The sequence below is a fragment of the Streptomyces sp. HNM0575 genome, assembly GCF_012726265.1.
Classification (GTDB): domain Bacteria; phylum Actinomycetota; class Actinomycetes; order Streptomycetales; family Streptomycetaceae; genus Streptomyces.
Genome location: NZ_JAASAG010000014.1, coordinates 119,186 through 143,172 on the forward strand (window position 1 = coordinate 119,186; position 23,987 = coordinate 143,172).

At 72.4% G+C, this 23,987-nt stretch carries 16 protein-coding genes, 1 pseudogene and 1 riboswitch; of the genes and pseudogenes, 7 read left to right on the forward strand and 10 right to left on the reverse strand.

The window, feature by feature from the left end:
- Positions 1–108 precede the first annotated feature (108 nt).
- Positions 109–1,017 (forward strand): serine hydrolase, encoded by a 909-nt coding sequence (locus tag HCC61_RS27710; RefSeq protein WP_346777419.1) that lies wholly within the window; start codon positions 109–111, stop codon positions 1,015–1,017.
- A gap of 356 nt (positions 1,018–1,373) precedes the next feature.
- Here HCC61_RS27710 and HCC61_RS31590 read toward each other — a convergent pair whose 3' ends face one another.
- Together HCC61_RS31590 and HCC61_RS27720 are read right to left on the reverse strand one after the other, a co-directional pair.
- Entirely contained in the window at positions 1,374–2,822 is a 1,449-nt protein-coding gene (locus HCC61_RS31590; protein WP_169140106.1) for a PP2C family protein-serine/threonine phosphatase, read from the reverse strand.
- A gap of 327 nt (positions 2,823–3,149) precedes the next feature.
- The gene (locus tag HCC61_RS27720) at positions 3,150–4,076 is read right to left on the reverse strand and encodes a Rieske (2Fe-2S) protein (protein WP_169140108.1); all 927 of its coding nucleotides are present in this window, start codon (positions 4,074–4,076) and stop codon (positions 3,150–3,152) included.
- Between the two features lie 518 nt (positions 4,077–4,594).
- Positions 4,595–4,757, forward strand: a riboswitch (cyclic di-AMP (ydaO/yuaA leader).
- A 383-nt stretch (positions 4,758–5,140) separates the two neighbouring features.
- Here HCC61_RS27720 and HCC61_RS27725 point away from each other — a divergent pair.
- The gene (locus HCC61_RS27725) at positions 5,141–6,100 is read left to right on the forward strand and encodes a M23 family metallopeptidase (protein WP_346777420.1); all 960 of its coding nucleotides are present in this window, start codon (positions 5,141–5,143) and stop codon (positions 6,098–6,100) included.
- 508 nt (positions 6,101–6,608) lie between these two features.
- The gene (locus HCC61_RS27730) at positions 6,609–7,640 is read left to right on the forward strand and encodes an aldo/keto reductase (protein ID WP_169140110.1); all 1,032 of its coding nucleotides are present in this window, start codon (positions 6,609–6,611) and stop codon (positions 7,638–7,640) included.
- A gap of 18 nt (positions 7,641–7,658) precedes the next feature.
- On the opposite strand, the gene HCC61_RS27735 is transcribed toward HCC61_RS27730, so the two are convergent.
- From HCC61_RS27735 to HCC61_RS27745, 3 genes and pseudogenes are all read right to left on the reverse strand, one after another.
- On the reverse strand, positions 7,659–8,084 hold the full coding sequence (locus HCC61_RS27735) for a PPOX class F420-dependent oxidoreductase (protein ID WP_169140112.1): 426 nt from the start codon (positions 8,082–8,084) through the stop codon (positions 7,659–7,661).
- A gap of 101 nt (positions 8,085–8,185) precedes the next feature.
- Positions 8,186–8,338: pseudogene (locus tag HCC61_RS27740) on the reverse strand (dihydrofolate reductase family protein); the annotation flags it as partial.
- A gap of 225 nt (positions 8,339–8,563) precedes the next feature.
- Positions 8,564–9,139: a CGNR zinc finger domain-containing protein gene (locus tag HCC61_RS27745; RefSeq protein ID WP_169140114.1), complete on the reverse strand. Its 576-nt coding sequence runs from the start codon at positions 9,137–9,139 to the stop codon at positions 8,564–8,566.
- A 104-nt stretch (positions 9,140–9,243) separates the two neighbouring features.
- Here HCC61_RS27745 and HCC61_RS27750 point away from each other — a divergent pair, with 104 nt between their 5' ends.
- A complete protein-coding gene (locus tag HCC61_RS27750) occupies positions 9,244–10,416 on the forward strand; it encodes an epoxide hydrolase family protein (protein WP_169140116.1) in 1,173 nt (390 codons plus the stop codon).
- A 146-nt stretch (positions 10,417–10,562) separates the two neighbouring features.
- Positions 10,563–11,345: a PIG-L family deacetylase gene (locus HCC61_RS27755; protein ID WP_169140118.1), complete on the forward strand. Its 783-nt coding sequence runs from the start codon at positions 10,563–10,565 to the stop codon at positions 11,343–11,345.
- Positions 11,346–11,415: 70 nt separating this feature from the next.
- Here the strand turns inward: HCC61_RS27755 and HCC61_RS27760 are convergent, their stop codons facing one another.
- Positions 11,416–11,886 (reverse strand): hypothetical protein, encoded by a 471-nt coding sequence (locus HCC61_RS27760; RefSeq protein ID WP_169140120.1) that lies wholly within the window; start codon positions 11,884–11,886, stop codon positions 11,416–11,418.
- 184 nt (positions 11,887–12,070) lie between these two features.
- Positions 12,071–13,831, reverse strand: coding sequence for a PrsW family intramembrane metalloprotease (locus tag HCC61_RS27765; RefSeq protein WP_346777418.1), 1,761 nt, complete (start codon positions 13,829–13,831; stop codon positions 12,071–12,073).
- Between the two features lie 217 nt (positions 13,832–14,048).
- Here HCC61_RS27765 and HCC61_RS27770 point away from each other — a divergent pair, with 217 nt between their 5' ends.
- Positions 14,049–14,972 (forward strand): PRC and DUF2382 domain-containing protein, encoded by a 924-nt coding sequence (locus HCC61_RS27770; RefSeq protein ID WP_169140122.1) that lies wholly within the window; start codon positions 14,049–14,051, stop codon positions 14,970–14,972.
- Between the two features lie 135 nt (positions 14,973–15,107).
- Here the strand turns inward: HCC61_RS27770 and trmB are convergent, their stop codons facing one another.
- The 3 genes from trmB to HCC61_RS27785 form a co-directional block, all read right to left on the reverse strand.
- On the reverse strand, positions 15,108–15,884 hold the full coding sequence (trmB, locus tag HCC61_RS27775; RefSeq protein WP_169140166.1) for a tRNA (guanosine(46)-N7)-methyltransferase TrmB: 777 nt from the start codon (positions 15,882–15,884) through the stop codon (positions 15,108–15,110).
- Between the two features lie 208 nt (positions 15,885–16,092).
- Positions 16,093–17,469, reverse strand: a complete 1,377-nt coding sequence (locus HCC61_RS27780) for an L-2-hydroxyglutarate oxidase (protein ID WP_169140124.1) — start codon at positions 17,467–17,469, stop codon at positions 16,093–16,095.
- A gap of 324 nt (positions 17,470–17,793) precedes the next feature.
- Complete coding sequence (locus HCC61_RS27785) at positions 17,794–19,311, reverse strand: MFS transporter (protein WP_169140126.1); 1,518 nt, start codon at positions 19,309–19,311, stop codon at positions 17,794–17,796.
- 1,912 nt (positions 19,312–21,223) lie between these two features.
- Here HCC61_RS27785 and HCC61_RS31050 point away from each other — a divergent pair.
- A complete protein-coding gene (locus tag HCC61_RS31050) occupies positions 21,224–23,962 on the forward strand; it encodes an asparagine synthase-related protein (protein WP_240969340.1) in 2,739 nt (912 codons plus the stop codon).
- Positions 23,963–23,987 lie beyond the last annotated feature (25 nt).

Here is a 23,987-nt window from a genome sequence, read left to right on the forward strand (position 1 = left end):
CGAACGGGGCGTTGCGTTGTCCTTGGAACCACAGACTTTTTTCGGGGTGGCCGTCCCGTGTCCCTACGGGCGGTCGGGCAGCCCCGCGGACGATGGAGCTTCGAGTTGATTCGTGTATCCAAGAAGGCCCGCCGAGTGACCGTGGCGGTGACGGCCGGGGCTCTGCTGGCCGCCGGACCCTTCGTCTATACGGCACAGGCGGCCGGCCCCTCCGGCGTCAAGGCCAAGGGAGCATTCCTGCTGGACGCCTCGTCCGGTGAGGAGATGTGGGGCAAGGGCTCCGACACCAAGCGGGAGATGGCCAGCACCACCAAGGTGATGACGGCGGCGGTGGTGGTCAGCTCCGGCGCCGACCTCGACCGCAAGATCACCGTGAAGAAGGCGTACCGCGACTACGTCTCCAAGTGGGGCGGCAGCACGGCCGACTTGAAGACGGGCGACAAGCTGAGCCTGCGGCAGCTGCTCTACGGGATGCTGCTCCCCTCCGGGTGCGACGCCGCGTACGCGCTGGCCGACGCGGTCGGCAAGGGAAGCTCCACGACGGCCCGAGCCGACGACTTCATCGCGAAGATGAACGCCAAGGCACGCCAACTCGGCATGAAGAACACCGAGTTCGACTCCTTCGACGGCATCTCGAAGAAGGGGCACAACCACTCCACGGCGCGCGACATGGCGAAGCTCGGCAAGTACACGCTGGGCAGCACGAACATCCGCAACGTCGCCAAGTCCACCTCGACGAAGCAGAAGGCGACCAACGGCCGTACGTACACCTGGTACAACACGAACCAGCTGCTCGGCTCGTACAAGGGCGTCATCGGCATCAAGACCGGCACCGGCACGAAGGCCGGTCCGTGCCTCGTCTTCGCGGCGGAGCGCAACGGGCATTCGGTCGTCGGCGTGATCCTCAACAGCGGCGACCGCTACCCGGACGCGAAGAAGATGCTCGACTGGTCGCTGGAGCAGAAGACTCCGAAGCTCGACCTCCGCTCGCTGCCGGAGGGCGCGGAGCGCGACTGATCCGCTGACGCGGTCGCGTTTTCGCGCGCACCGCGCACGCGCACCGCGCACCGCGCATCGCGCGCCGTTCTCCGGCCCGCAGCGCACCGAGCGCCCGGGGTGACCGTCCGACGACGGCCACCCCGGGCGCTCGTGCGTAGCCCCCGCTGGGGCGGTCGCCCGGGCGGGCGGGCCGCGGCTCCTGGACCGCCACGGCCCTCGGGTCGCCGCGCTCCCGGCCCCGGGCCGCCGGGCCCTTGGATTCCCGGCCCCCCGGGGGGCGACCCCGTCGACGCCGGTTCCGCGTCGTCCCCGGCGCGCGTCGCGCGACTCGCGCCCCGCGCTGACCCGCCCGTCGGCCCGGCCGACGCGTCCCCCTAGCCGGGCGCGTGCTGGAGGACGAGGATCACCAGGTCGTCGTTGATCGTCCGGGCCCAGCGGGTGACGTCCCTGTGGATGAAGGAGACGATCTCCGCGGGTTCGACACCGGAGCGGTTCCCGTCCTCGTGGATCACGGATGCGCCGTGCCCGTCGCCGTAGCGTTCCGCGAGCCGCGCGCCCAGCGGGTAGAAGACGCCGTCGCGGCTGCGGGCCTCGGTGACGCCGTCCGAGTACGCGACCAGCGTCTCGCCGTACGCCAGGACATGGCACTGCTCCCCCGGCTGCTCCTCCGCCGACAGGTCGCCGAAGCCGAGCGGCAGCGCCGGCTCCGGGTTCAGGCGGCACACGCCGTCCGGGCCGCCCAGCCGGAAGATCGGCGGATGCCCGCGGTTCAGCACCCGCACGAGCCCGCCCTCCAGCGGGAACTCCAGCAGCACCGCCGTCGCGAACAGCTCCTGCGACCAGCCTTTCGGCGTCCCCCGCACGGGCACCGCCTGTGAGCCCCCCACCTCCATGTCCGTACGGTCCATGGCCATGGCCGCCTCGATCCGGTCGGCCGTCTCCGCGAGCGTCGAGCACGTCATCGCCGCCTCGCGGAAGGTCGAGGTGATCGTCGCCACGCCCTCCGTCGCGCCGATGCCCTTGCCCCGTACGTCACCGACCAGCGCCCGCACCCCGTACGGAGTGGACCGGACGCTGTAGAGGTCGCCGCCGATCAGGGCCGCCTCGTCCGCCGCGCGGTATACGCCGGCGAGCCGCACCGGTCCCAGCCGCTCCGGCAGTGGACGCAACAGGGCCCGCTGAGTGGCCTCGGCGACCGCGTTGACCTGCACGAGCCGCAGCGTCGTACGTTCCAGGATCATCGCCAGCAGCGTCGAGAACGCGGTGACCAGGGCGAGGGTGATGATCGGGCCGACGACGTTCTCGGGATAGACGTCCGACAGGCCGAGATGCATGCCGGTGAGCAGGGCGATGGACAGCACGCCGGTCAGGACCGTCGCAAACGGACGTGTCAGCAGCGCCGCGAGCACGACGGCTGCGGTCAGGAACGACGCGAACGAGTAGCGCGTCGGCGTGGCCAGCTCCAGCACGAGGGCCATGACCACGAGCGTCGGCGGGAGCGCCTTCACCCAGCGGGGCAGCCAGTCGATGCGCCGGGTGCGGTAGAGGCGTGCGGTGAACGCGCTGTCGCGGTCCGCCCGGTCGCGCAGTACGCCGAGGCTCCGCAGCAGCCCCGCGTCGGGGTCTCCGTCCCGTTCCCTGGCTCTGGCCCGGTCCCTTGCTCCGGCCTTGCTCCGGCTACGGCTCCGGCCCGCGCCCCTGCCTGTTTCCGTGCCTGTTTCCCCGCCTGCTTCCGTGCCGGTTTCCCTGCCACCGCCCCCGTTCCGGCCCGTGGGACCCGGGTGTTCCGGGTCCTGCCCGCTGCCCCTGCCTCCCGTGTCCACGTTCGTCCGTTCCCTTCCACGGGGCGGGCCGGCCGCCGTCGTCCCTGCTCCGGCCTCTCCTCAGTCTCCGCCACCGGCACGGATCCGGCTCGCTGTGCTTCCGTACGGGCGGCGGACGAGGGAGCCGGTCGGGCGTGGGGGAGCCGGTCGGGCGCGAGGGAGCCCGCCGGACGCGATCGGTTCCGAACCGGTGGGGAGGGACACGGACCGAGGAGGACAGGCGTGGCCCGCCCGCCCCGCCGGGCGCGGAACGTGAGGCCGCCCGGCAGCACGCGCACGACGGCCGGAACGGAGAGCCGACCCCCGCCGCCGTTCACGGGGGGGGCGTCAGGCGAGCCGCGCCTCCACCTGCCCCTCGCTCTGCCGCGTCTCGAAGACGGGCTGCGGCGAGGTCGCCGGGCCGGCGACGTTCCGGCCGTCCGTCAGCCGGAAGACGCTGCCGTGCCACGGGCACCGCACACAGCCGTCGACGATCTCGCCCTGCGACAGCGGCCCGGCCATGTGGCTGCACCGGTCGGCCAGCACGTGGACGGCGCCGCCGCTCTCCCGTACGACCACGACCGGCATGTCTCCCACCGCGCGCCGCACCGCCTTCCCGACGGGCAGGTCCGCGGTGGCGCCGAGAGAGTGCCAGCCCGGTTCCGTACGTACGGAGATGTCCTCCGCGTGGTTGACGGACGACGCCTGCCGGTAGGCGAGATGGCCGCCGAGCACGCCGCCGACGCTGACCGCCGTCAGCCCCGCGTACCCGAGCAGCCGTCCGCGCAGGGCACGGCCGCGCAGCCGTGCGCCCAGCGAGGACACGTAGAAGGAGATGGCGACGGTGTTGGCGAGCGCGTGCACGAGCCCGACGCGCATCTGCGGTTTGCGCAGCTCCGCCCAGTCGATCCAGCCGGTCACGGCTGCCGGTACGGCGGCGCCGAGGCCCGTGGCGATCAGCAGCGCGGGCGCGTAGTGGCGCCGCTTGCCCGGGATCAGATCCAGGAGCGCGGCCGAGAACCACGTGCCTAGGGGGATCTGGACGAGCGCCGGATGCAGGGGATGGCCGAGCCAGTGCCCGTGCAGCAGGTCGCGGTCCTCTTCGCTGAGGGGGAGTGCGTGCACGGCCCGCTGCATCCCCTGGAGCGGGGGATCGAGCCGTGTGTCGTGCTCGGTCTTCTCGATGGCGGCGAGCACCCGTCCCTGCCGCTCGGGGTGGGGCAGCACGGTGCGGAGGGCGCCGGCGCAGGCAAGCAGCTTCTGTGAATAGGACATACAGCTCGGTTCCCGTCAGAAGCGGAAGCAAACGGACGCCGGTGCGGGGTGGCCCGCGGCGCCGGGTTGTACGCGCACGGTGCGCCGGGGCGTGCGGTCCGGGGTCGTGGGCACCTGCGGCGATCGCGGGCCCGGAAAGCTTCCGCCGCCTCCCGTCCCCCCGCATTCCCCCTTCGCCTTCCCTTGCCGCCCTACGCCTCGCCTTCCGTTCGGCGCCCCTCGGGCGACCGCCCCACCGCGCACCGGGAAGCGTCCATGCCCAACTGACGCCCCTTCACGGGCGATTCACCGGTCACGCACCGCGACCGCACGCACCGCCTGCGGTGACCGCGTGTCCCGATTGGCCCTTACTGTCCCGGAAGCTGCATGTCATGCGGCTACAAATCTCACCGGAACCGCTTGGAATCACAGACGCCGCTCGATTAACGTTCCATAACGCAGCGCGGTCGTCACCGCCGTCACGAGAGACGGCTCCGTGCGCCGTCGCCGAATCCTGAACGTGCACCACCCCGAGCGACAACTCGATACCGCTGCACCAAAGGAACCGGGGAACCACCCCCTGCCGCTCACACGGCGGGGATGGGGTGAATCGGCAAGTTCCGCCCACGGGCGGGCAGTTCGTAGGAGACCTTCCTGCTCCGAACCCGTCAGCTAACCCGGTAGGCGAGAAGGAAGGAAAGGAGAACGCCCCCGTGGCGTCCAACAGGCATGCCCCCGAGGGCACGTACGACGAGTATCTCGACGACGAAGAGTCCGGCAGATACGCCGACTACGGCCCCTCCTACGGCGACGACGGCGCATTCCACCGGCAGTTCGGCCCCTCGTACGGACAGTACGGTCAGTACGACCAGTACGGCGCCTACGCCTCGCAGCTGACCGAGACGTTCGAGCCGCACGGGTACGGGACCCACGGATACGAGACCGGTCCGCAGGCGCAACCGCCTTACGGCACCCACGAGTTCGAGGCACCCGGCTTCGGCGCGCCCGAGTACGGCACGCCGGATTACGGGACGTCCGAGTACGGGACGTCCGAGTACGGCAAGTACGAGTTCGGGCCCGACTCCGTGCCGCCCGTCCCCGACGCCTTCGGCCCCGGAGCCGCCCCCTTCGAGGAGTGGAACCCGACCGAGGAGTCCGTACAGCCCGTACGCGGACGCCACAAGATCGCCAAGCAGCGCGGCGGCAGCATGGCCCGCAGCGGCGCCGTACTCGGCGTCGGCATGATCGCGGCGGTCGGCGCCGGCGGCATGGCCACCGCGCAGGAGAAGCCGTCCACGTCCATCTCCATGCCGGACGTGGCGGCGGCCGCGAACAAGGCCAAGGACCTTCCGGGCGTCAAGCTGCTCTCCGGCGGCTCCGAGGAGACCGTCGCAGGTCAGCCCCTCACCCAGGCGGCACTGACCGAGAGCGACACCAAGGCCGGCCGTACGGACGCGGGCGAGGCGCTGCGCTCCCGCATCCTCCAGCAGGCCCAGCAGCAGCAGTCCGCCGCCGAGGCATCCGAGCGCAAGGCCGCCGTCGACAAGGCGGCCGACGCGGCTCGGACGAAGGCGGCCAAGGCCGAGAAGAAGCAGGTCGCCGCGGAGCGCGCGAAGGCGGAGGAGGCCCGCCTGGCCAAGCTCGCGAAGAGCTTCAAGCTTCCCGTCTCCGGCTACCAACTCACTTCCAGGTTCGGCGACTCCGGCGGCCTGTGGGTCAACGGCCACACCGGCCTGGACTTCGCGGCCTCCTCCGGCACGCCGATCAGGGCCGTCCACTCCGGCACCGTCAAGGAGGCAGGCTGGGCTGGCTCGTTCGGCTACCGCACGATCCTGAAGCTGGACGACGGGACCGAACTCTGGTTCTGCCACCAGTCCTCGATGAACGTCTCGGCGGGCCAGAAGGTCCGCACGGGCGAACTCATCGGCCACGTCGGCTCCACCGGGAACGTCACAGGCGCCCACCTGCACCTGGAGGTCCACCCGGGCGGCGGCGACGCGATCGACCCGGAGGCGTGGCTGCGGGGCAAGGGCATCACCCCCTGACGCCGAGGGCGGTCCGGAAGAGGGCCGCCGCCAGGCTGCTTCCCCGCGCACGTCACACCGCCACCGCCACTACCCCGTCACAAGTCACGGCCACCACAGTCAACAGGGGTGCTCACACCCGCGGTTCGCCCGTCCGTACCCGGACACCGGCCCGCCCCCGTACCCGCACCTCTGCTCGCGCAGCCCCGTAACGGCGCGCCCACATCTGCACATTCGTATCTGCCTACGCGATGACTTGTCGCGCCGCCGCCGCCTCGCACCGTCGGGGTGTCTGGACCACGCACAGCTCGCCCATGCCCCTCGGCGTACACAGGAGGGGACGAGGCGGCGGCGGACGGGGGCCCTCCTCCACACAAGAGCACGGCCCCTGACCCATGCGGTCCCGCCCATGCGGTCACTCATGCTCCGGCGGCCCTGGTGGACCACCCCCCGACACCAGGGTCGTCGGTTTTCCCTCGTGCCATGCCTACGGCAACCACCGCGCGCGAAGGGGCAGTACGGTCGGCACATGTCTGAGTACGACTCCCCTGACGCGACCCGCGAATCCCCGCACCCGGCCGCCAACGGCGGCGGACTCGCCTCCCGGCGGGCCCTCGGCGGCCTGTCCGTATCTCCGCTGTGCATCGGCGGCAACGTCTTCGGCTGGACCGCCGGCGAGTCCGCCTCCTTCGACGTCCTCGACGCCTACACCGCGGCCGGCGGCAACTTCATCGACACCGCCGACGTCTACTCGGGCGTTCGCCACGGCGTCCCCGGCGGCATGGACTCCGAGACGGTCGTGGGCGATTGGGCGGCGGCACGCGGCAACCGCGACGACCTGGTCATCGCCACCAAGGTCGGCGCACACCCCGAACGCAAGGGCCTCTCGGCCGCCAACATCAAGGCCGCCGCCGACGATTCGCTGCGCCGCCTGCGCACCGACCGCATCGACCTCTACTACACGCACTTCGACGACGAGTCCGTCGAGGTCTCCGAGATCGTCGGCGCACTCGACGACCTCGTACGCGCCGGAAAGGTACGCGAGATCGGCGCGTCCAACATTTCGCCCGAACGCCTCGAAGCCTCCCTCGCGTTCAGCGGCGAAGGCCGCACGGGCTCCGGCGCCGGCACCGCCCGCTACGTTGCGCTCCAGCCGCACTACAACCTGGTCTCCCGCGACACCTACGAGGGTCCGCTCGCGGAGGTCGCCGACCGGCACGGGCTCGCGGTGATGCCGTACTTCGCGCTGGCCATGGGCTTCCTCACCGGCAAGTACCGTGCGGCGTCGGAGAGTTCGGGCGACAGCCCGCGCGCCGAGCGTGCCGCGAAGCACCTGGAGACGGAGCGCGGCCCGCGCGTACTCGCCGCCCTCGACCAGATCGCGGACTCCCGCGGCGTCCCCCACGCGACGATCGCCCTCGCCTGGCTCCTCACCCGCCCCACGGTCACCTCCCCGATCGCCAGCGCCCGCTCCCTCGACCAGCTGGCACCGCTACTGGCCCTGGCGGACGTGGAGTTGACCCCGGAGGAGGCGAAGCTGCTCACGGACGCGTCGGCGTAGGGGCGTCGGTGCCCCGGGTCAGCGCTGCTTGGGCTGCCCGTACGCGTGCCGCACGTGAAGCCGTACGACGAGGCGCCGGTCGGCCACCATCGCCGACCGGTACTCGTCCCAGTCCGGATGCTCGCCCTGGATCGCCCGGAAGACGTCGATCAGCTCCTCGACGGTGTCGTCCTGCGGATCCGCGGCCACCGGCGTCAGCTCCGCATCGCCCTCGGCCACGGTCCACGCCCAGCCGTCGTCGCTGCGGACATGGAAGCTCGCACGTGAATCGCGCAGCAGATTACGGGTCTTGGCCCGGTCCGCGGTGACGGAGATCCGGATGAGACGGCGGGCGGAGTCATAGGTGTAGTTGACGTTCGACAACTGCGGCCGCCCGTCCCGCTTCAGCGTCACCAGCACGCCCAGCTTGTGCTCGCTGAGCAGCGCGAGCAGTTCTTCGTCCACGAGTCTCGGCCTGTCCTCTCGTACGTGGTGGGCAGGGGACGCGGTGCGCGACCGTACGGTGCGGGTGCCGTCCCCTGTGACGTGCCTCGTCGGTGCCCGGCTCAGCGCAGCACACGGTAGGTCACGTGCGTGACCAGTGTCGCCGAACGCGAGCGCACCTGCTGGAGTTCCAGCGGCGGCACGCCCTCGAACAGCCGCGTGCGCGCACCGAGCGTGAACGGCACGATGTGCAGCCGCAGTTCGTCGATCAGCCCGGGACCGAGACCGTGATGTCGCAGACCACCTTGTGTCTCTGTCCGGCCATCGCCCTCTCCTCGCGGCGACCTACGCCGCCCCGGGCGGCGTGCTTCCGCCAGGCATCGGCATCAAACAGACAGAGCATGACACAACGCCAACGGGACGTCGCTCGCCCTGAGTTGTGACTACGGCAGGAGTCCCGCGACGGATACGTCGCAGGCGTGGGCGTACCGGGGTGACGGTCACCCCGCGGATCGGGGGCTCTTGCGCTTGCCGGCGTTGAAGCGCGCCTTCTTCTGACGGTTCCCGCACGTGTTCATGTCGCACCATTTGCGGGTGCGGCTCTGGCTGGTGTCGAAGAAGGCGGCTTCGCAGGTCGGCGATGCGCACAGGGCCAGTCGCCCGTCCCGTTCGCCCGCGATGATGCTGATCGCGTCGGCGGCGATCACGCTGAGGGCGTCTTCCACGCGGGAAGCCGAGCTGAGCCGCCATCGCCGCTCGCCCTCGGGCGTCAGGATCGCCGCGGCGCGGCCCTCGGCGCTGCGGTCATTGATGACCTGGACGGCGGACGCGGGGAGAGCGTCCTGGAGCGCGGCCGCTGTGGCGGCGGCGTGAATCGACTCCCGCAGTTCCCGGGCGAGTTCGAGCTGGGCGGCGGTGCAGGAGTCCACGGCGAGGCCGTTCACCGCCAGCCAGTCGACGAGCCGCTGCGGCGTGGGGATGCGCTCCACGGCGTCGCCACGGCGCTCCGTCAGCGTCGCCGTGAAGCTGGTCGCCAGCACGCTGCCGAGGCGGAAGTCAGGGAACCCAGCACGCATGGAACCACCTTAGCCGGTTGCGCGCGGGCACGAAGACGCGGTAGAACCGTCTTAGCCGGTTCTACGAGAGTTCGCAGCCGGTTCCGTGACGGCCAGGAGGTCTCATGCCCCGTCCGACCAGCGACGTGCAAGCATTTGAAGCCCGCGCGACCGACGCCGACCTCGACGATCTGCGCGCCCGGCTGGCAGCGGCGCGGCTGCCGGAGGCCGAGACGGTCCGTAGCGCCGAGTCCGGCCCCCGCCGATGGGAACAGGGCGTTCCGCTCGCCGACCTCGTCGATGTCGTGAACTACTGGCGCACCGGATACAAGTGGCGCTCGTTCGAAGAGCGCCTCGACCGGATCGGCCAGTTCCGTACGACCATCGACGATCTGGGAATCCATTTCCTGCACCGCCGGTCCGCGCGCGCGGACGCCATTCCTCTGATCTTGACGCACGGCTGGCCGGGCAGCATCGCCGAGTTCATCGACGTGGTGGACGAGTTGGCAGATCCGGAAGACGCAGACGTGCCGGCGTTCCACGTCGTGGTCCCGTCGCTGCCGGGCTTCGGTTACAGCGACAAACCGGCCGCCACCGGGTGGGGAACCGAGAAGATCGCGGCCGCGTGGGTGGAGTTGATGGGAAGGCTCGGATACGGCCGATTCGCGGCCCACGGCGGTGACTGGGGAGGCAATATCACCACGGTTCTCGGCGGCAGGTTCCCGGCGCACGTTCTCGGCATCCACACGACGTTCGCGGAGGCACCGCCCGGATTGACGACCGACGGGCTGACGGCGGCCGAGCGCGAATGGACCGAGGAGACCCGCCATTTCTGGCGCCACCGTGCGGCGTACGCGAAGCAGCAGGCGACCCGGCCGCAGACCATCGGCTACTCGCTCGTCGACTCACCGGTCGGGCTTCTCGCCTGGATCCTCGACAAGTTCGCCGAGTGGTCGGACACCGAAGACAGCCCTTTCGAGACGATTTCCCGAGACCGCGTTCTCGACGACGTCACCCTGTATTGGCTGACGCGTACCGGTGCATCGTCGGCCCGCATCTACTACGAAAGCCACAACTCACTCGACCCGGAACTCCGGGTCGACGTCCCGTCGGCAGTCACCATGTATCCCCGCGACATCGAGAAGTGCCCTCGCCCCTGGGCACAGGAGCGATACCGGCGGATCGTCCGATGGAGTTCGCCCGAAACCGGGGGACATTTCCCGTCGCTTGAGGTTCCCGGGTATTTCATCAAGGATCTGCAAGAGGGCCTCGCGGCAGTGCTGGCCGCCAGCCGGTGAACGCGGCCCGATTTCGGCCCTCGATCACCGCCTGATCCGGCTCAAGGCGTTGCCGACGACACCCTCAACTGCAAGGAGCCCCTTTGCAGCCGGACCTCGCATTGCGTTTCTGACGGACACGATCGCTGAAGGGCGAGCCCCATCCCATGCCCACCCTCGTAGCCCTCCACGCCCACCCCGATGACGAAGTGCTGCTCACCGGCGGGACCCTGGCGCAGGCGGCGGCGCAGGGGCATCGGGTGGTGGTCGTCGTGGCCACCGACGGGCTGATGGGGGAGGCTCCCGAGGGCCAGGAGCCGCCGCGCATGCGGGAGTTGAGGGCGAGCGCGAAGGTGCTCGGGGTGGAGCGCGTGTTGCATCTCGGGTATGCCGACAGCGGGCGCGGGCCCCTGCTGTATCCCGACCCGCCGGACCGGACGCGCTTCGCACGGGCGGCGACGGAGGACGCGGCGCGGAGGCTCGCGGACGTGCTTCGGGAGGAAGGCGCCGAGCTGCTGCTCAGCTACGACGCGAACGGCGGATACGGGCACCGGGATCATGTGAAGGTGCACCACGTGGGGAGGCGGGCCGCCGAACTCGCGGGCACACCACGGCTGTTGGAGGCCACGGTCCCGCGGGAGACGATCGGCCGCCTGATGAGGCTCGCGCGGGCGCTGCGGCTTCCCGTCCGTTACGACGCGGAGGCGCTCGGCCGCTTCTGGAGCGCCCGCGCGGACATCACGCACGCCGTCGACGTACGGCGGTACGCGCGGCAGAAGCAGGCCGCGCTCGCCATGCATCGCAGCGAGGTGGAGAAGAGCGACGGCAGGCTCGCGCCCGCGATGCGCGTCCTCGTGCGGCTGCCGGCGCCGCTGTTCGGGCTGCTGCTGGGGAGGGAGTGGTTCGTCGAGGCCGGTCCGGGGCGCCCTCGCGCTCGTACGAGCCGCTAGGAGCACGGAACCCAGCACGGAACCCAGCGCAGTGCCGCGCCCAGCGCCGCGGCCAGCACCGCCGTCCGTCTCAACGACGGGCCGCGCGGCCCCCGTTGGCCTCATACGCCTCCACCGTCGCCCGGTCCGGGACGATGCCCGCCACCGGCGGCAGCACCTTGCCCTTGGCGCTGCCCGCGTCGAGCGCCACCCCGCAGGGCCGGCCCGCGGCGGGGATGACGGAGTCGAGAAGCCGCCAGCCGAGGACCTTGCGGTAGTCCCAGCCCGTCTCGCCCTCCGTCTCGGAGGTGGCGGGCTGCCGTATGCCGGCGGCGGGATCGCTGCCCTTCTTGGCGAAGCGCGTGAGGGTCTTCTCGTCGGAGAAGGCCAGTATCCAGCGGATTCCGCCGAGTTCGGCGGACCAGAGGCCGCCCTGGTCGTCGAAGGGCACGAGTACGGCGCGGTGCCGGAAGCCGTCGAGGAAGGCGGTGAACTCCGGTGCCGCCGCGGCGGCTTCCTTCCGTACCTGCTGCTCGGCAGCGACGAGATCGGTCAGTTGCACTGCTGCCCCCAACCCCTCTGCTGCCCTCGGCCGTCACACGTGCCCCAACTGGGGGCATGCTGGCAGCGATACGAGGGCCCCGCAAGTATGTGCTGGTCGATACCCGGTCACACGGAGTGAGGAGCTTGGGCGGCTTTGCGCCACCGCCGCCGCCCTCGCGGCACACCCGGCCGTCCCGCTGCCGTCACCGCGCCGGGAAGCCCCGAGGCTCGTAAGGGGCCGGTGGCCCGCCCCAACTCACCGGCCGCCGATAGCGGTTGAGGCTCACCGCCGCCGAGGCCGTGGCGGGTCCGGCGACGCCGTGCCGCTGCCAGAGATGGTGCAGGAGTTCCTGTTCGCGCGCCTGGAAGTCCGGCGCCGGCGAACCGTGGTGCGCCCGGGCCCGCAGCAGCGCGAGGGACGTGGCGAAGTGCTGGTATTCGGCGACCGTACGGGCACCCGTCGGCCCGTGCGTACTGCGTGCCAGCGAACGCGCCGCCGCACGCGCCCTCATGGACGCCAGCCCCCACGGCTCGGGCTCCTCGAACCAGCCGGCCGCCGCATAAGCGGGAAGCGTGTCGCGGACCGTGCGCAGCTCCAGCCGCCGCGACCAGATCGCCAGCCACGTCAGCGCGGTGAAGACGGGGATCATGAAGAGGGCGTAGACGAAGAGGAAGGTGAAGTCGGGCAGCGACGCGGATCCGTTCCAGATCGAGTGCAGCAGCGACGCCGTGAGCAGCCCGAGGACCGGGATGAGGATGCGCAGCGTGCGACCCAGCGAGGGCAGCGCGGCGACGATGCCGAAGGCGATGCCCGTCATCGTCGTGAAGAGCGGATGCGCGAACGGCGCCACGACGATGCGGATGAAGAACGTCATGGCGGTCACCGACTCGTGCAGGGCCTCCGGGCCCAGGAGTTGGTCCTCGCCGAAGGCGGTGCCGAGGTAGAGCACGTTCTCGGTGAATGCGAAGCCGGCGGCGGTGATGCCCGCGATGGCTATCCCGGAGACGACCCCGTTGAAGTCGCGCCTGCGGAAGAAGAAGAGCAGCAGTATCGCGGCGCCCTTGGCGGTCTCCTCGACGACGGGCGCGATGACCGTGGAGCCCAGCACGTCCGCTCGCGGCTGGGCGTCGGCGTCGGCGAAGGACGTGACGAGCCAGCTCGTGGCGAGGGTGTTGGTCAGCAGGGCGACGAGCGTCGCCGCGAACGCGCCCCACGCGAAGGCGAAGAGATGGTTCCGCCACGGCGTCGGCTCGACCCCGTCGATCCAGCGGAACGCGGACACGAGCAGCGGCACGGGCAGCACCGCCAGCCCCAGCCCGACGAGCAGACCGACGGTGCCCGTCTGCTCCCGTACGAGACCGAGGATGATCAGGCCGCAGAGCGCGAGCAGCGTGACGAGGGTCAGGGCGCGGAGCGTGCGGCGGTGGCGGTGCCACCAGGAGGGGGCCGCGGGCGGGCGGTAGCGCCAGTCCGCGGGGGAGGCGGGCATCGCGGGGAACCGGGGCTGCTGTGCCCAGGCCGGGACGGGGGCGTACGGCTGGGGCTGTGCGTACGGCGGGAGTTGAGGCTGTGAGTACGGGCCGGGGGCGGCGTGCGGCCGGGACCAGGGGTCCGTCGGACGGGGCTGTGCCTGCGGCTGCGGCTGCGGCGGTTGCGCCCGGGGCTGCGGCTGCGGCTGTGCCTGGGTCTGTGCCTGCGGCGGTTGCGCAGGGGGCGGCGGGGCCTGCTGAGGGGCGCCGCCCGTTCCGCCCGCGCCGCCGTGTGCTCCACCCGGCCCGCCAGCTCCGGGCGCTCCGGTCGCTCCGGTCGCGCCGCTCGTTCCGCCCGCGTCCCGTCCGCCCGTCTCCGGAGCCGTACCGCCGTGGTCCGGAGCGGGCCCGTCCGTACCTGCTTCCCACCCCTCCATGGAGGGCCGGTCCGCGTGCGGGGGCGCGTTGCGTGCGCCAGAGGCTTCGTCGTCCACCACTTGACAGTAACGACGCATGCGGCGGCCCGGAGTGGAGTGCCCCGGATTGACGGACGAGTGCTGCCGACGGGGGCCTCATCGCTGATCACGAGGCGGTTTATTCACTCGTTTGGAGTGATTTGCCCATGGATGTTCTGGTACGGGCGTGCGCGCTTCGTCAGGCGGCGTTTGCCTGGAGACGGAGCGATACGCCATTGGGAGTAGGAGGCACTTCATGATCTCCCAGGAGCAGATCCCCGCAGTCGTCGACCACATGATCTACGACCCGGACGGCAAGAAGATCGGCGAAGCCCGCCACGTCTTCCTCGACGAGAGGACGGGCGATCCGGAATGGGCCACGGTGCGCACGGGACTCTTCGGCACCCAGGAGACGTTCGTACCCATCCATGACGGCCGTCTCGTCGGTGACAACATCGAGGTGCCTTTCCGGAGGACCCAGGTGAGGGACGCGCCTCACATGGACGTCTCGAAGGGCCGCCTCACCGAGCAGCAGGAGCGCGAGCTGTACAGCTTCTACGGCCTGGCCTGGGACGGCACGCAGGCGCCGGCCGAAGGAGAGACCGGAGGCGCCGCCGGTACCGAGGAGGCGCAGGGCACGGAGACGGCCATGGGCGCAGGCGCGGCGGGAGCCGCGGGTGCGGCCGGAGCGGCCACCGCCGGTGCGCGGCCGTACGGACGCACGGACGTCGACACGGGCGCTGGCGCGGGTGCCGCCACCGGCTTTGCGGCCGGGCAGGATGCCATGACCCGCTCCGAGGAGCATCTGCGCGTCGGTACGGAGCGGATCGAGACCGGTCGTGCGCGCCTGCTGAAGTACGTGGTGACGGAGGACGTCGAGCAGACGGTCCCGGTGCGTCACGAGGAGGTGCGGATCGAGCGCGAGCCGATCACCGACGCCAACAGGGACGCCGCGATGAGCGGGCCCGCGATCTCGGAGGACGCCTACGAGATCGTTCTGCACGACGAGCGTCCGGTCGTCGAGACCGAGACCGTGCCGGTCGAGCGGATACGCCTGGTCACCGAGGAGCACGTCGACCAGGAGACCGTCCGCGGCACCGTGCGCAAGGAGCGCATCGAGGTCGAGGGCATCGACGACTCGGCGTCGTACGGCTCCTCCGGGACCGGTACGGCGGCCTGACACCGGGCGGTCGACACAGCAGGCAACACGACAGCGAAACAGCGCGACAGCGCGAAGCGCGACAACGGGGCAACGGGGGCACCGGGTTGCCGGACAGCCGAGGGCCGGGTTCACCGCCCGGCCCTCGGCCGTGGGTCAGCGGCGCCGGAACAGCAGGTCGCGTACCTTGTGCCCCTTGCCGACCCCCTGCTCCTCGAAGCGCGTACGGGGCCGGATGGCCGGGCGGGGTGCGTAGCCGCTGTCGAGCTGCGTGTTCTCGTATGCGGGGTGGCCGGAGAGGACGTCGAGCATCTGCTCGGCGTACGGCTCCCAGTCCGTGGCGCAGTGCACCAGGGCGCCCGAACGGAGCGGGCCCGCCGCGAGATCGAGGAACTCGGGCTGGATGAGGCGGCGTTTGTGGTGCCGCTTCTTGGGCCAGGGGTCCGGGAAGTAGACGCGGAGGCCGGCGAGGGACTCCGGGGCGAGCATCTCGCGGAGCAGGATGATCGCATCGCCGTTACCCACGCGGACGTTGGTCAGGCCGCGCTCCTCGGCGAGGCGCAGCAGATTGCCCTGGCCGGGGGTGTGCACGTCGACGGCGAGGATGTCGGTGTCCGGGTCGGCGGCGGCCATCTCGGCGGTCGCCTCGCCCATGCCGAAGCCGATCTCCAGCACTACGGGGCGTGCCTCGCGGGCGGGCTCGGGTGCGGCGGCGGACGAGTCGCCGGAACCGCCCGCGTCTCCCGCGAAGAGCTCGGCGAGCTCGATGCGGCGCAGGCCGTCGATGTCGAAGCCCCAGTGGGGCCAGAGCCGGCGCAGCGCCGCGCGCTGCCCGCTCGTGACACGGCTGCGGCGGGGCTGGAAGCTGCGGATGCGCCGCTCGTGGTGCGAACCGGCCGGGTCCGCGGAAGGGCCGGTGCCGTCCGGAAACATGGCGGGCTTCCCGGGCTGCTGGGGCTGCTCGGCTTTCCCGGGAGTCTCGGGGTTCTCAGGCGTCTCAGGCACAGTGCTTCCACTGTACGGGCGCACGATGCGGGCGCGGAGCGGGGCAGAGTACGGGCGGAGCTGGGGCGGAGTTCGGGCGCCGACGGGGCGGAACGCGGTCGCGTACGGGCAGTTCGCCGGCCGGTGCGCTGGTGGCTCAGCGGCCCGCCGCCTCCAGCGCGTTGAGCGCGCTCAGCGCACGTGCCGCAACCTCGCGGCCGATGGGGAGCGAGGCAGTGGCGGCGGGCGAAGGGGCGTTGAGGACGTGGACCGCGTGCGGGCCCTCGGTGATCAGGAAGTCGTCGACGAGCGTCCCGTCGTGCAGCACCGCCTGCGCGCGCACCCCCGCGGGCGCCGGCACGAGGTCGTCCGCGGAGACCTCCGGCAGCAGGCGCCGAACCGCCGTGGTGAAGGCGGACTTGGACAGGGAGCGGTGCAACTCGCCCGCCCCGTAACGCCAGTGGCGGCGGGCGAGGCGCCACGAACCGGGATGCGCGAGGACCGAGGCCAGCTCGCCCGGCCGCACCGTGCGCCAGTCGTACCCCTCAAGTGCCAGAGCGGGCACGGCGTTCGGGCCGATATGGACGGCGCCGTCGATGCCGCGCGTGAGATGCACGCCCAGGAAGGGGAAGGCCGGGTCGGGCACGGGATAGACGAGGCCGCGCACCAACTCCTCGCGGGCAGCCGTCAGTTCGTAGTACTCGCCGCGGAACGGGACGATGCTCGCCGCCGGTTCATCGCCTGTGAGGCGGGCGATGCCCGCGCAGTGCAGGCCGGCGCAGTTGACCATCGCGCGGGCCCGTATGACGGAAGAGCCGGGCGTGGCGGGGGCGTCGGCGATCCCGGCCGGGACCGCCGTGCCTGCCTGCCGGTCTCCCGTGCCTGACCGCCGGCCTGCCGGGCCTTCCGTGATCGCGCGGACGGCCACGCCCGTGCCGGGGCGGCGCTCGACGGCGTCGACCCGCGAGCCGTAGCGGATCTCCGCGCCGCCCTCCTCGGCGAGCCGAGCCAGCCGCCCGGCGACGGCGCCGAAGTCGCACACCCCCGTCGTGCCGACGTGGATGGCGGCCAGGCCGCGCACGTGCGGCTCGCGCTCGGCGATCTGCGCCGGGCCCAACTCCCGTACCGGAATGCCGTGTTGCCTGCCGCGCTGGATGAGCGCGTGTAGCCGGGGCAGCTCCTCGCGCTCGGTCGCGACGATCAGCTTGCCCGTGACCTCGTGCGGAATGCCGTGCTCCGCGCAGAAGTCGACCATCTCGGCCGCACCCTCCACGGCGAAACGTGCCTTGAGCGAGCCGGGCCGGTAGTAGATGCCGCTGTGGATCACTCCGCTGTTCCGCCCGGTCTGGTGCCGGGCAGGGCCGTGCTCCTTCTCCAGCACGACGACGCGGGTGCCCGGAGCGGCCCGCGTGATCGCATACGCCGTGGAGAGCCCGACGATGCCGCCGCCGACGATCACGACGTCGCAGTCGTACCCGGGGCGGGAACGGGCGCGGCGGGAGCCGCCGGGCGACGCGGGCACCGGCTCTTGCATGGCTCTCCCGGGGGTGGTGCTGGGGATGGGGGACGCGGCGGGACTGCGGGCGGATGTACGGCTCGGGTGCGGACTGGACTGCGGGCGGGACTGCGGGCGTGTGAACGGGTGCGGTCCGCTCATCGGGGTCGTGTCGGCGGGCACGTCTTCCATCATGAACCGCACCACTGACAACGGGCAGCGACGCAGGTCACGATCGCGCCGACGCCGTTCCGGGCGGACCTGCTCCGGCACTGCCCGCACGACCCGCATCGCTCGCCCCACGCACACAGGAAGCACCCGCCGTACGACCGCGCCTGCCGCGCCCGCCGCGCCCGTCCCGCGTCACGCAGGTGCCGCCAGCAGCGGCCGCGCCTGCTCCCGCAGCTCGGCGACCCGCGGCTCGTCCCCGTACGGCTCCAGGCGGTTCAGCAGGTCCCGTACGTACTCCGTGGTGCGCGCCGACGAGATGCGTCCCGCCACCTCGACCGCGCGGGCTCCGGCCGCGCACGCCGCGTCCAGGTTGCCCGACTCCAGCTCGGCCACCGCCGATACGACGAGACGCAGCCCGTGCGACCGTACGAACTCCTCGGTGGGCTTCGAGAGCGCCTTCTCGGTGAAACGGCGCACCTGGCGGGGCGCGTTGAGATCGCGATAGCACTCGGCGGCGTCGGCCGCGAGCCGGTCGTAGGAGTAGAAGTCCAGCCAGGACGGGTCGCCGTCGCCCTCGCGCGCCCGCTCCAGCCAGCTCTCCGCGTCGGACAGCGCGGCGCCGCACGCGTGGGCGTCGTTGGCCTTGGCGTGCGCGCGGGCCTCGACGAGGCGGAAGAAGCTCATGGTGCGTGCGGTGGCCAGGCTGCGGTTGCGTTCCACGGCGGCCTGCGCGAGGTCGACGCCCTCGTCGGCGAAGCCGCGGTAGGTGGCCTGGAGGGACATGGAGGCCAGTACGTATCCGCCGAGGGGGACGTCGGCCGCGGCGCGGGCGAGCCGCAGCGCCTGGATGTAGTAGCGCTGGGCCGCCTCCTGTTGGCCGGTGTCGAAGGCCATCCACCCGGCGAGACGGGTGAGTTCGGATGTGGCGCCGAAGAGGGACCGGCCGACCTCGTCGGTGTACGCGCCGAGGAGTAATGGTGCCGCGTCCACCCGCAGGCACTCGGGCACCATCGACGAACGCCAGTCCCCGCCCCCGTACTTGGAGTCCCAGCGGCGGGCCTCGTCGGCGGCCTCGCGCAGCTTCGCGACGTCCGTGTGACCGACGCGCAGGGGCGAGTGGTCAGGGTCGCCCGAGCCGTCGGCGTTGCCCGCGGTCCCGTCCGCCGCGCTGCCGCCACCGGGGCCGGTCATGCCCGGGCCGGGGCCGGCGCCCGAGGCGGCGGCGGTCTCCGGATCGCGGGCGACCGAGCTGTCGGCCGGGGTTATCAGCCAGCGGGACGCCGGCGTCGCGTACGCGCTGACCGCGAACGACCCGGCCAGGGACTGCCAGATGCCGCCACCGCCGCGCCGCCCGCCGTGCAGATCCAGCCGGTAGAGATCGGTGGCCGACTTGACCGCCGCCCGTACGTCGCGCGGGAAGGCGAGGCCGACCTCGGGAGCGGGGTCGGCGTCCGCGAGGCCGATCTCGTGCAGCGGCACGGGACGCCCCAGCTTGCTGCCGATCGCCGCCGCGATGAGGTGTGGCGCGGCGCCCTGCGGGACCATTCCCTTGGAGACCCAGCGGGCGACCGACGTCTTGTCATAGCGGAGCGTCAGACCGCGCTGCGCTCCCAAGTCGTTGACCCTGCGGGCGAGTCCGGCGTTGCTGATTCCTGCGAGGGCTAGGACGGTGCCGAGTTTCTCATTCGGCCCGCGTGGCTCCCTGGACATGCGCGCACACCCCTGACACACACCGACGGCCGCCCCGCCGGCCGTCGCGAACCGGCGGCGAGGCACCTGCTACCCGCGCGAGAGTCGCGGGATGCCTCCCTTGACCGCCGGGCCTGCGCGGCAGACACGGCGCGGGACGCACTGAGGACTTAGCGTAGTTCGCCGCATCCCTACCGTTAAGGGGCACCGGATGGGATGGCGGGAATCGTGTACGTGCGCAGGGGCGTGCGGGACGTGGCGGAACGGAGCGCGGCTGTGTACAGGCTGTCGCCGGAGGTCGCCGGGCCGCCGTCTCCGCAGTGGGCTGTACGGCCGCTTCAGCGGGGGCGTATGAGCGCATTCGCGAGGGTCGTACGACCGCACTCGTGAAGACCGGTGTGAACGTCCGGCTGAACTCCCGTACGGGCGGCGGCAGTCGGCGGCTCCGGGGGGAGGGCTCGGCGGGATCGGCGGGCCGCCCAAGGGGAGGACGGTGCGCGGCGATCGGGAGCGGTCGGGGGTCGGCAGGCTCTGCGGGCCGGGGCTCCGCGTTCGTCGCACGCGTTCGTCGTGGCATCCCTGCGCCGTGTCCGTGTGGGGGCGGGCCGGGCACGGCGCGAACTCCGGGGCGGTGCCCGGGAGTCGAGCCCCCGCCCGCATGTGTCGCTTCTTGTCCGGTTGTGCGGCGGTCTGCGTCCGGGTCGCGACGGATGCGGGGCGTGGTGGCGGCACATGTGCGTCCAGGTGGGCGCGTACGTGCGTCCGTCACGTGCCAACGTGCGTACGGCGCAAGGGAGTCGGCCGAAATCCGTGTGAAGGAACCGTCGGGCAACGGTGCCGCCGGAGGTGCCGCCCGTGCTCCGGGTGTGTGGTCGTGCGCCTGCTCATGCGCCTGTGCCGCGTGCCGGACTGGAGGTTCGATGAGAGGTGCGTGGGTCGGCCCGCTGAACTGGACCAGCGGGCTGGGGGAAACCGCCGCCCCATTTCCCCGCGGGCGACGGTCCGGCCCGGGAAGTTGGAGAAGCCTTCCCGGGCCGGTGAACCCGCCCCGCCGGATCTCCCCGATTCCCGGTGCTCCCAATGGAGTTGTCCTTCTCGTTGTCTCCTCCTCGTTGTCTCCTCGTCCTCCTCCGCCGTCACGGCCTCGCCCGCCGCGGACTCCGCCGCCCCGAACGGCCGTTGTACGAACGGGCGTCGGATGCGGACGGGGCATGAGGGGCGCGACCGCGCGGGGTGCGAGACGGCTTTCAGGTGCCCGTGCAGGCCGCGCTGCCGCAGCCGGACCCGGCCCTTCACGGCTCCTCCGCTTCGTCTCCCGGGGCCCCTGTATCCCGGACACGGGCGCGCTTCCGTACGACCTCAACTGGCCTGGCACAGCGCCGTCCAGCGACCGACGAGGGCCCGTCGAGGTGTCCACGAAACCGTGGATGAGACGTCGATGGGCTCGCCCATGAGCTCGTCCGTGAGGCGTCGTTCCGGAGTCATAAGGGCATCGCCGCCGTACGCCCGTACGACCCGCGATGAACACAGGGCGTAGGAATCGGCGACCTGTGAACGACGTTCCGGCGGCTCTTCAACGCGAGGGTAGGCACTGATAGTTGGCCGAATAACATCGGTCAGTCGTGCGGTGCCGCACGCCGAAGCCAGCGGTATATGCCGCCGTATGCGCCCACGAGTCCGTCCCGCGCGTCCCGCCTCGTGACCGCACCCGACAGCCCTGCCGCGCGCGTCGGCCGCAGGGCGCACGTACCGTGCAACCCGCCTTCACGGGCGGCGCGTTGAGGTCAGATATGCGCCCCTTTCACGCCTCTCGTGCACCCGTCTCGTGGCAACATGGCCGCAGAGCAGCAGTTGGGCGATCCGGAAACCCCCGCCGGAGGCAGGGGAAGGCACGCTCTCAACGGCGTCACTCAGGCAGCGGAGGCGGGCGGCGATGCGATGGTTGGTGGGGTGGAGCAGCGCCGCTCCCGGACGCGGACGGTATGCACCGGGCTCGCTTGAGCCGGTGGGCGCGCAGCTTCTGTGGAGCGACCCCGACCCGCTCTGGGCCGTGGGGGACTGGCGTCCTGACGAAGTCCGCGTCGTCGAGGCCGACGCCGCCAACCGCCTTGCCTTGTTCGGGTGTTGCGGCGCCAGCGACGAGGAGCTGCGGCTGGGCCTCTCCGCCGCACGCGGCGGTGCGTACCGTCATCTGACGGCCTGGCCCGGGAGTTACACGGCGGTGGCGTGCGTCGGCCGCCGGCTCACCGTCGCCGCCGACCTCGCCGGTGCGCGGCCCGTCTTCCACACCCCGTGGGACGGCGGCACCGCCTACGCCACCGCCGCGCTTCCGCTCGCCGACCTCACTGAGGCCCAGCTCGACATCGGTCATCTCGGCGCGCTGCTCGCCTGCCCCGACGCGCCCGAGGCGCTCGGGGACGGGACCCCGTACGAGGGGGTGCGGCGCGTGGCTCCGGGCCACGCGCTGATCCTGCGCGAGGGGAGCAGGGAGATCGCCAGCTACGAGCCCGCGTCGTCGCTCGTCGTCTCGGCCCCGCCGCCCGTCGACCCCGAGACGGCGGTGGCGCGGGTACGGGACGCGCTGGTGGAGGCGGTACGGGCGCGGCTGGCTGCGCCGCGGCACGCCTCGGAGGCGGACCTCGGATACGGGGGCGGTGGCGGCGCTGCGGGATCCGGTGCCGCTGCCGGGGCTGCGGGCGGCGGGTACGCGGGTGCGGCGTACGGAGCCGAGCCGTTCCGCGACGACCCGTACCCGGAGGGCCCGTACCCGGAGGGCGCGTACAGAGGCGAGCCGTACGGCGAACGGACCTACGGCGAGCGGGCGTTCAGCGACGACGCATACCCGAGCGGCGCTCACGGGCACGACGCGTACGTCCACGACGCCTACGGCCGCGACACACACGAGGGCTCCGCGTACCGCGACGGCGGCGGATACGGGGAAGGCGCCGCCTACGGCCACGGAGGGGCGTACGGCCAAGGCGCCGCGTACGCCGAGGGTGCCTACGGCGAAGGCCGCGCCTACCGCTCCCCGGGCGGCGACGGCGAACCGGCCCCCGGTGGCGCGTCCCACCGGCACAACGGCCGCGGCGCGCGCGGCGGTCGCGGTGGCCCCGGCATGGACGGCCGCGACCCCGGGCCCGTCCCCGGCATGGGTCCCGCGGACAGACGTGCCGCACGCGGCGGGCCCGCGCCCGGCGTCGGCGCCGACCTCTCCGGCGGGCCGGCATCCGGCACGCTCGCGCTGCTGGCGGCGGGGCTTCCGGGGATGCCGGGCACCGTGCACGGCATGCTGGACGGCACGGAAGGGGGCGAGCGGCTGCTCGCAGTCACCTTCAACGACCTTGCCACCAGCGGTGGTTCGGACCCGTCGGTCGCCGCCGAGCTCGAACGGGCGCGCAGCATCGCCGAGAACCCGCGGCTGCACCACGTCGTGGTCACCGGCGGCGAAGGGGCCCTGCCCTTCGCGGAGTTGGAGGGACCGCTCACGGACGAGCCGGGCCCGTCCCTGGTCGTCGCGGACCGGCACCGGCAGCGGCTGGCCGTCGGCAGCTCGGACCACTTCGTCGGGTACGGCGCACGCCAGGTGCTCGACGCCCATCCCGCACGCCTCGCCGACCTGCTGATGGACCGGCGCAGGCGTCATCTGCTGCGTCCCGTCGCGGCGTTGGCGCGGGCGGAGGACGTACCGCCGGGCCGGTCGGTGCTGGTGCCGTGGACGGTCTACCGGGCGGCGCGCAAGCTCGCGCGCACGCAGTACCGCGACGGCGTCACCCGGACCGCCGAGCGGCTGCGGGCCGGCGGCTCCGGACGCAATGCCTCTGGACGCAATGCCTCCGGGCGCAACGGATCGGGCCGCGACGGCGCCGGTCCGGACGACGGTGCCGGTGGCGGCTCCGGTGCCGGGGCGGAAGCGGGCACGGGGAAAGGTTTTGCCGATCTCGGCGCCTTCGGAGGCACGGCAGGCTACGGAAGCGAGGGCGCGGTCGGCGCCTCCGTGGCCGCTCTCACCTGGTGCCGGCCCGGGCCCGCGGCCCGGTGGCTCACGGGCGAGGCGCTGGCCGAGGTGTCCGCACGGCTGGAGGCCGCGGCCAGGCTCCGCCCCACCGTCGAACGTCCCGGTGAACGCCGCGCCCGCGCCGCCCTCGCCCGTCAGGCCTCGGACCACCGCGTGCTCGAACAGGCCGCCGAGATCCGCAACCAGCGCCTCCACGCGCCCTTCTACGACAACCAGGTCGTACGGGCCTGCCGCGACCTCCCCGAGGCCCTCCGCGTCAAACCCGGTGCCCGGGCGTCGGTGCTGCGCGCCGTGCTGGCTGGCGCGGGCGTGCACGATCTGCCCGCGGGCTGGGGCGCTCCCTCCCACGCGTACCAGGCGGCATCCGTACGGGCAGGCCTGCGCGCCGCCGCCGGCGAACTCATCGACCTCTTCGACTCTCCACTGCTCGCGGACGCCGGGCTCGTCGAGGCGAGAGTCGTACGCAAGGCGCTCCGAGCCGCCTCCCAGGGCGAACCGCTGCCTCTCGACGGCCTCGCCGACCTCGTCTCCACGGAGCTGTGGCTGCGCAGGCTCATCTCCCGCCGGGGCACCTGCTGGACGGGCTCCGCGGCGCCGAGACAGCGCGCCGTCGCATCGGGCGTCCTGCCCGCAGCCCAGCAACGCCCGGCGCTTTGAAGTCCCGCCGCCGGACCGGGGCCTG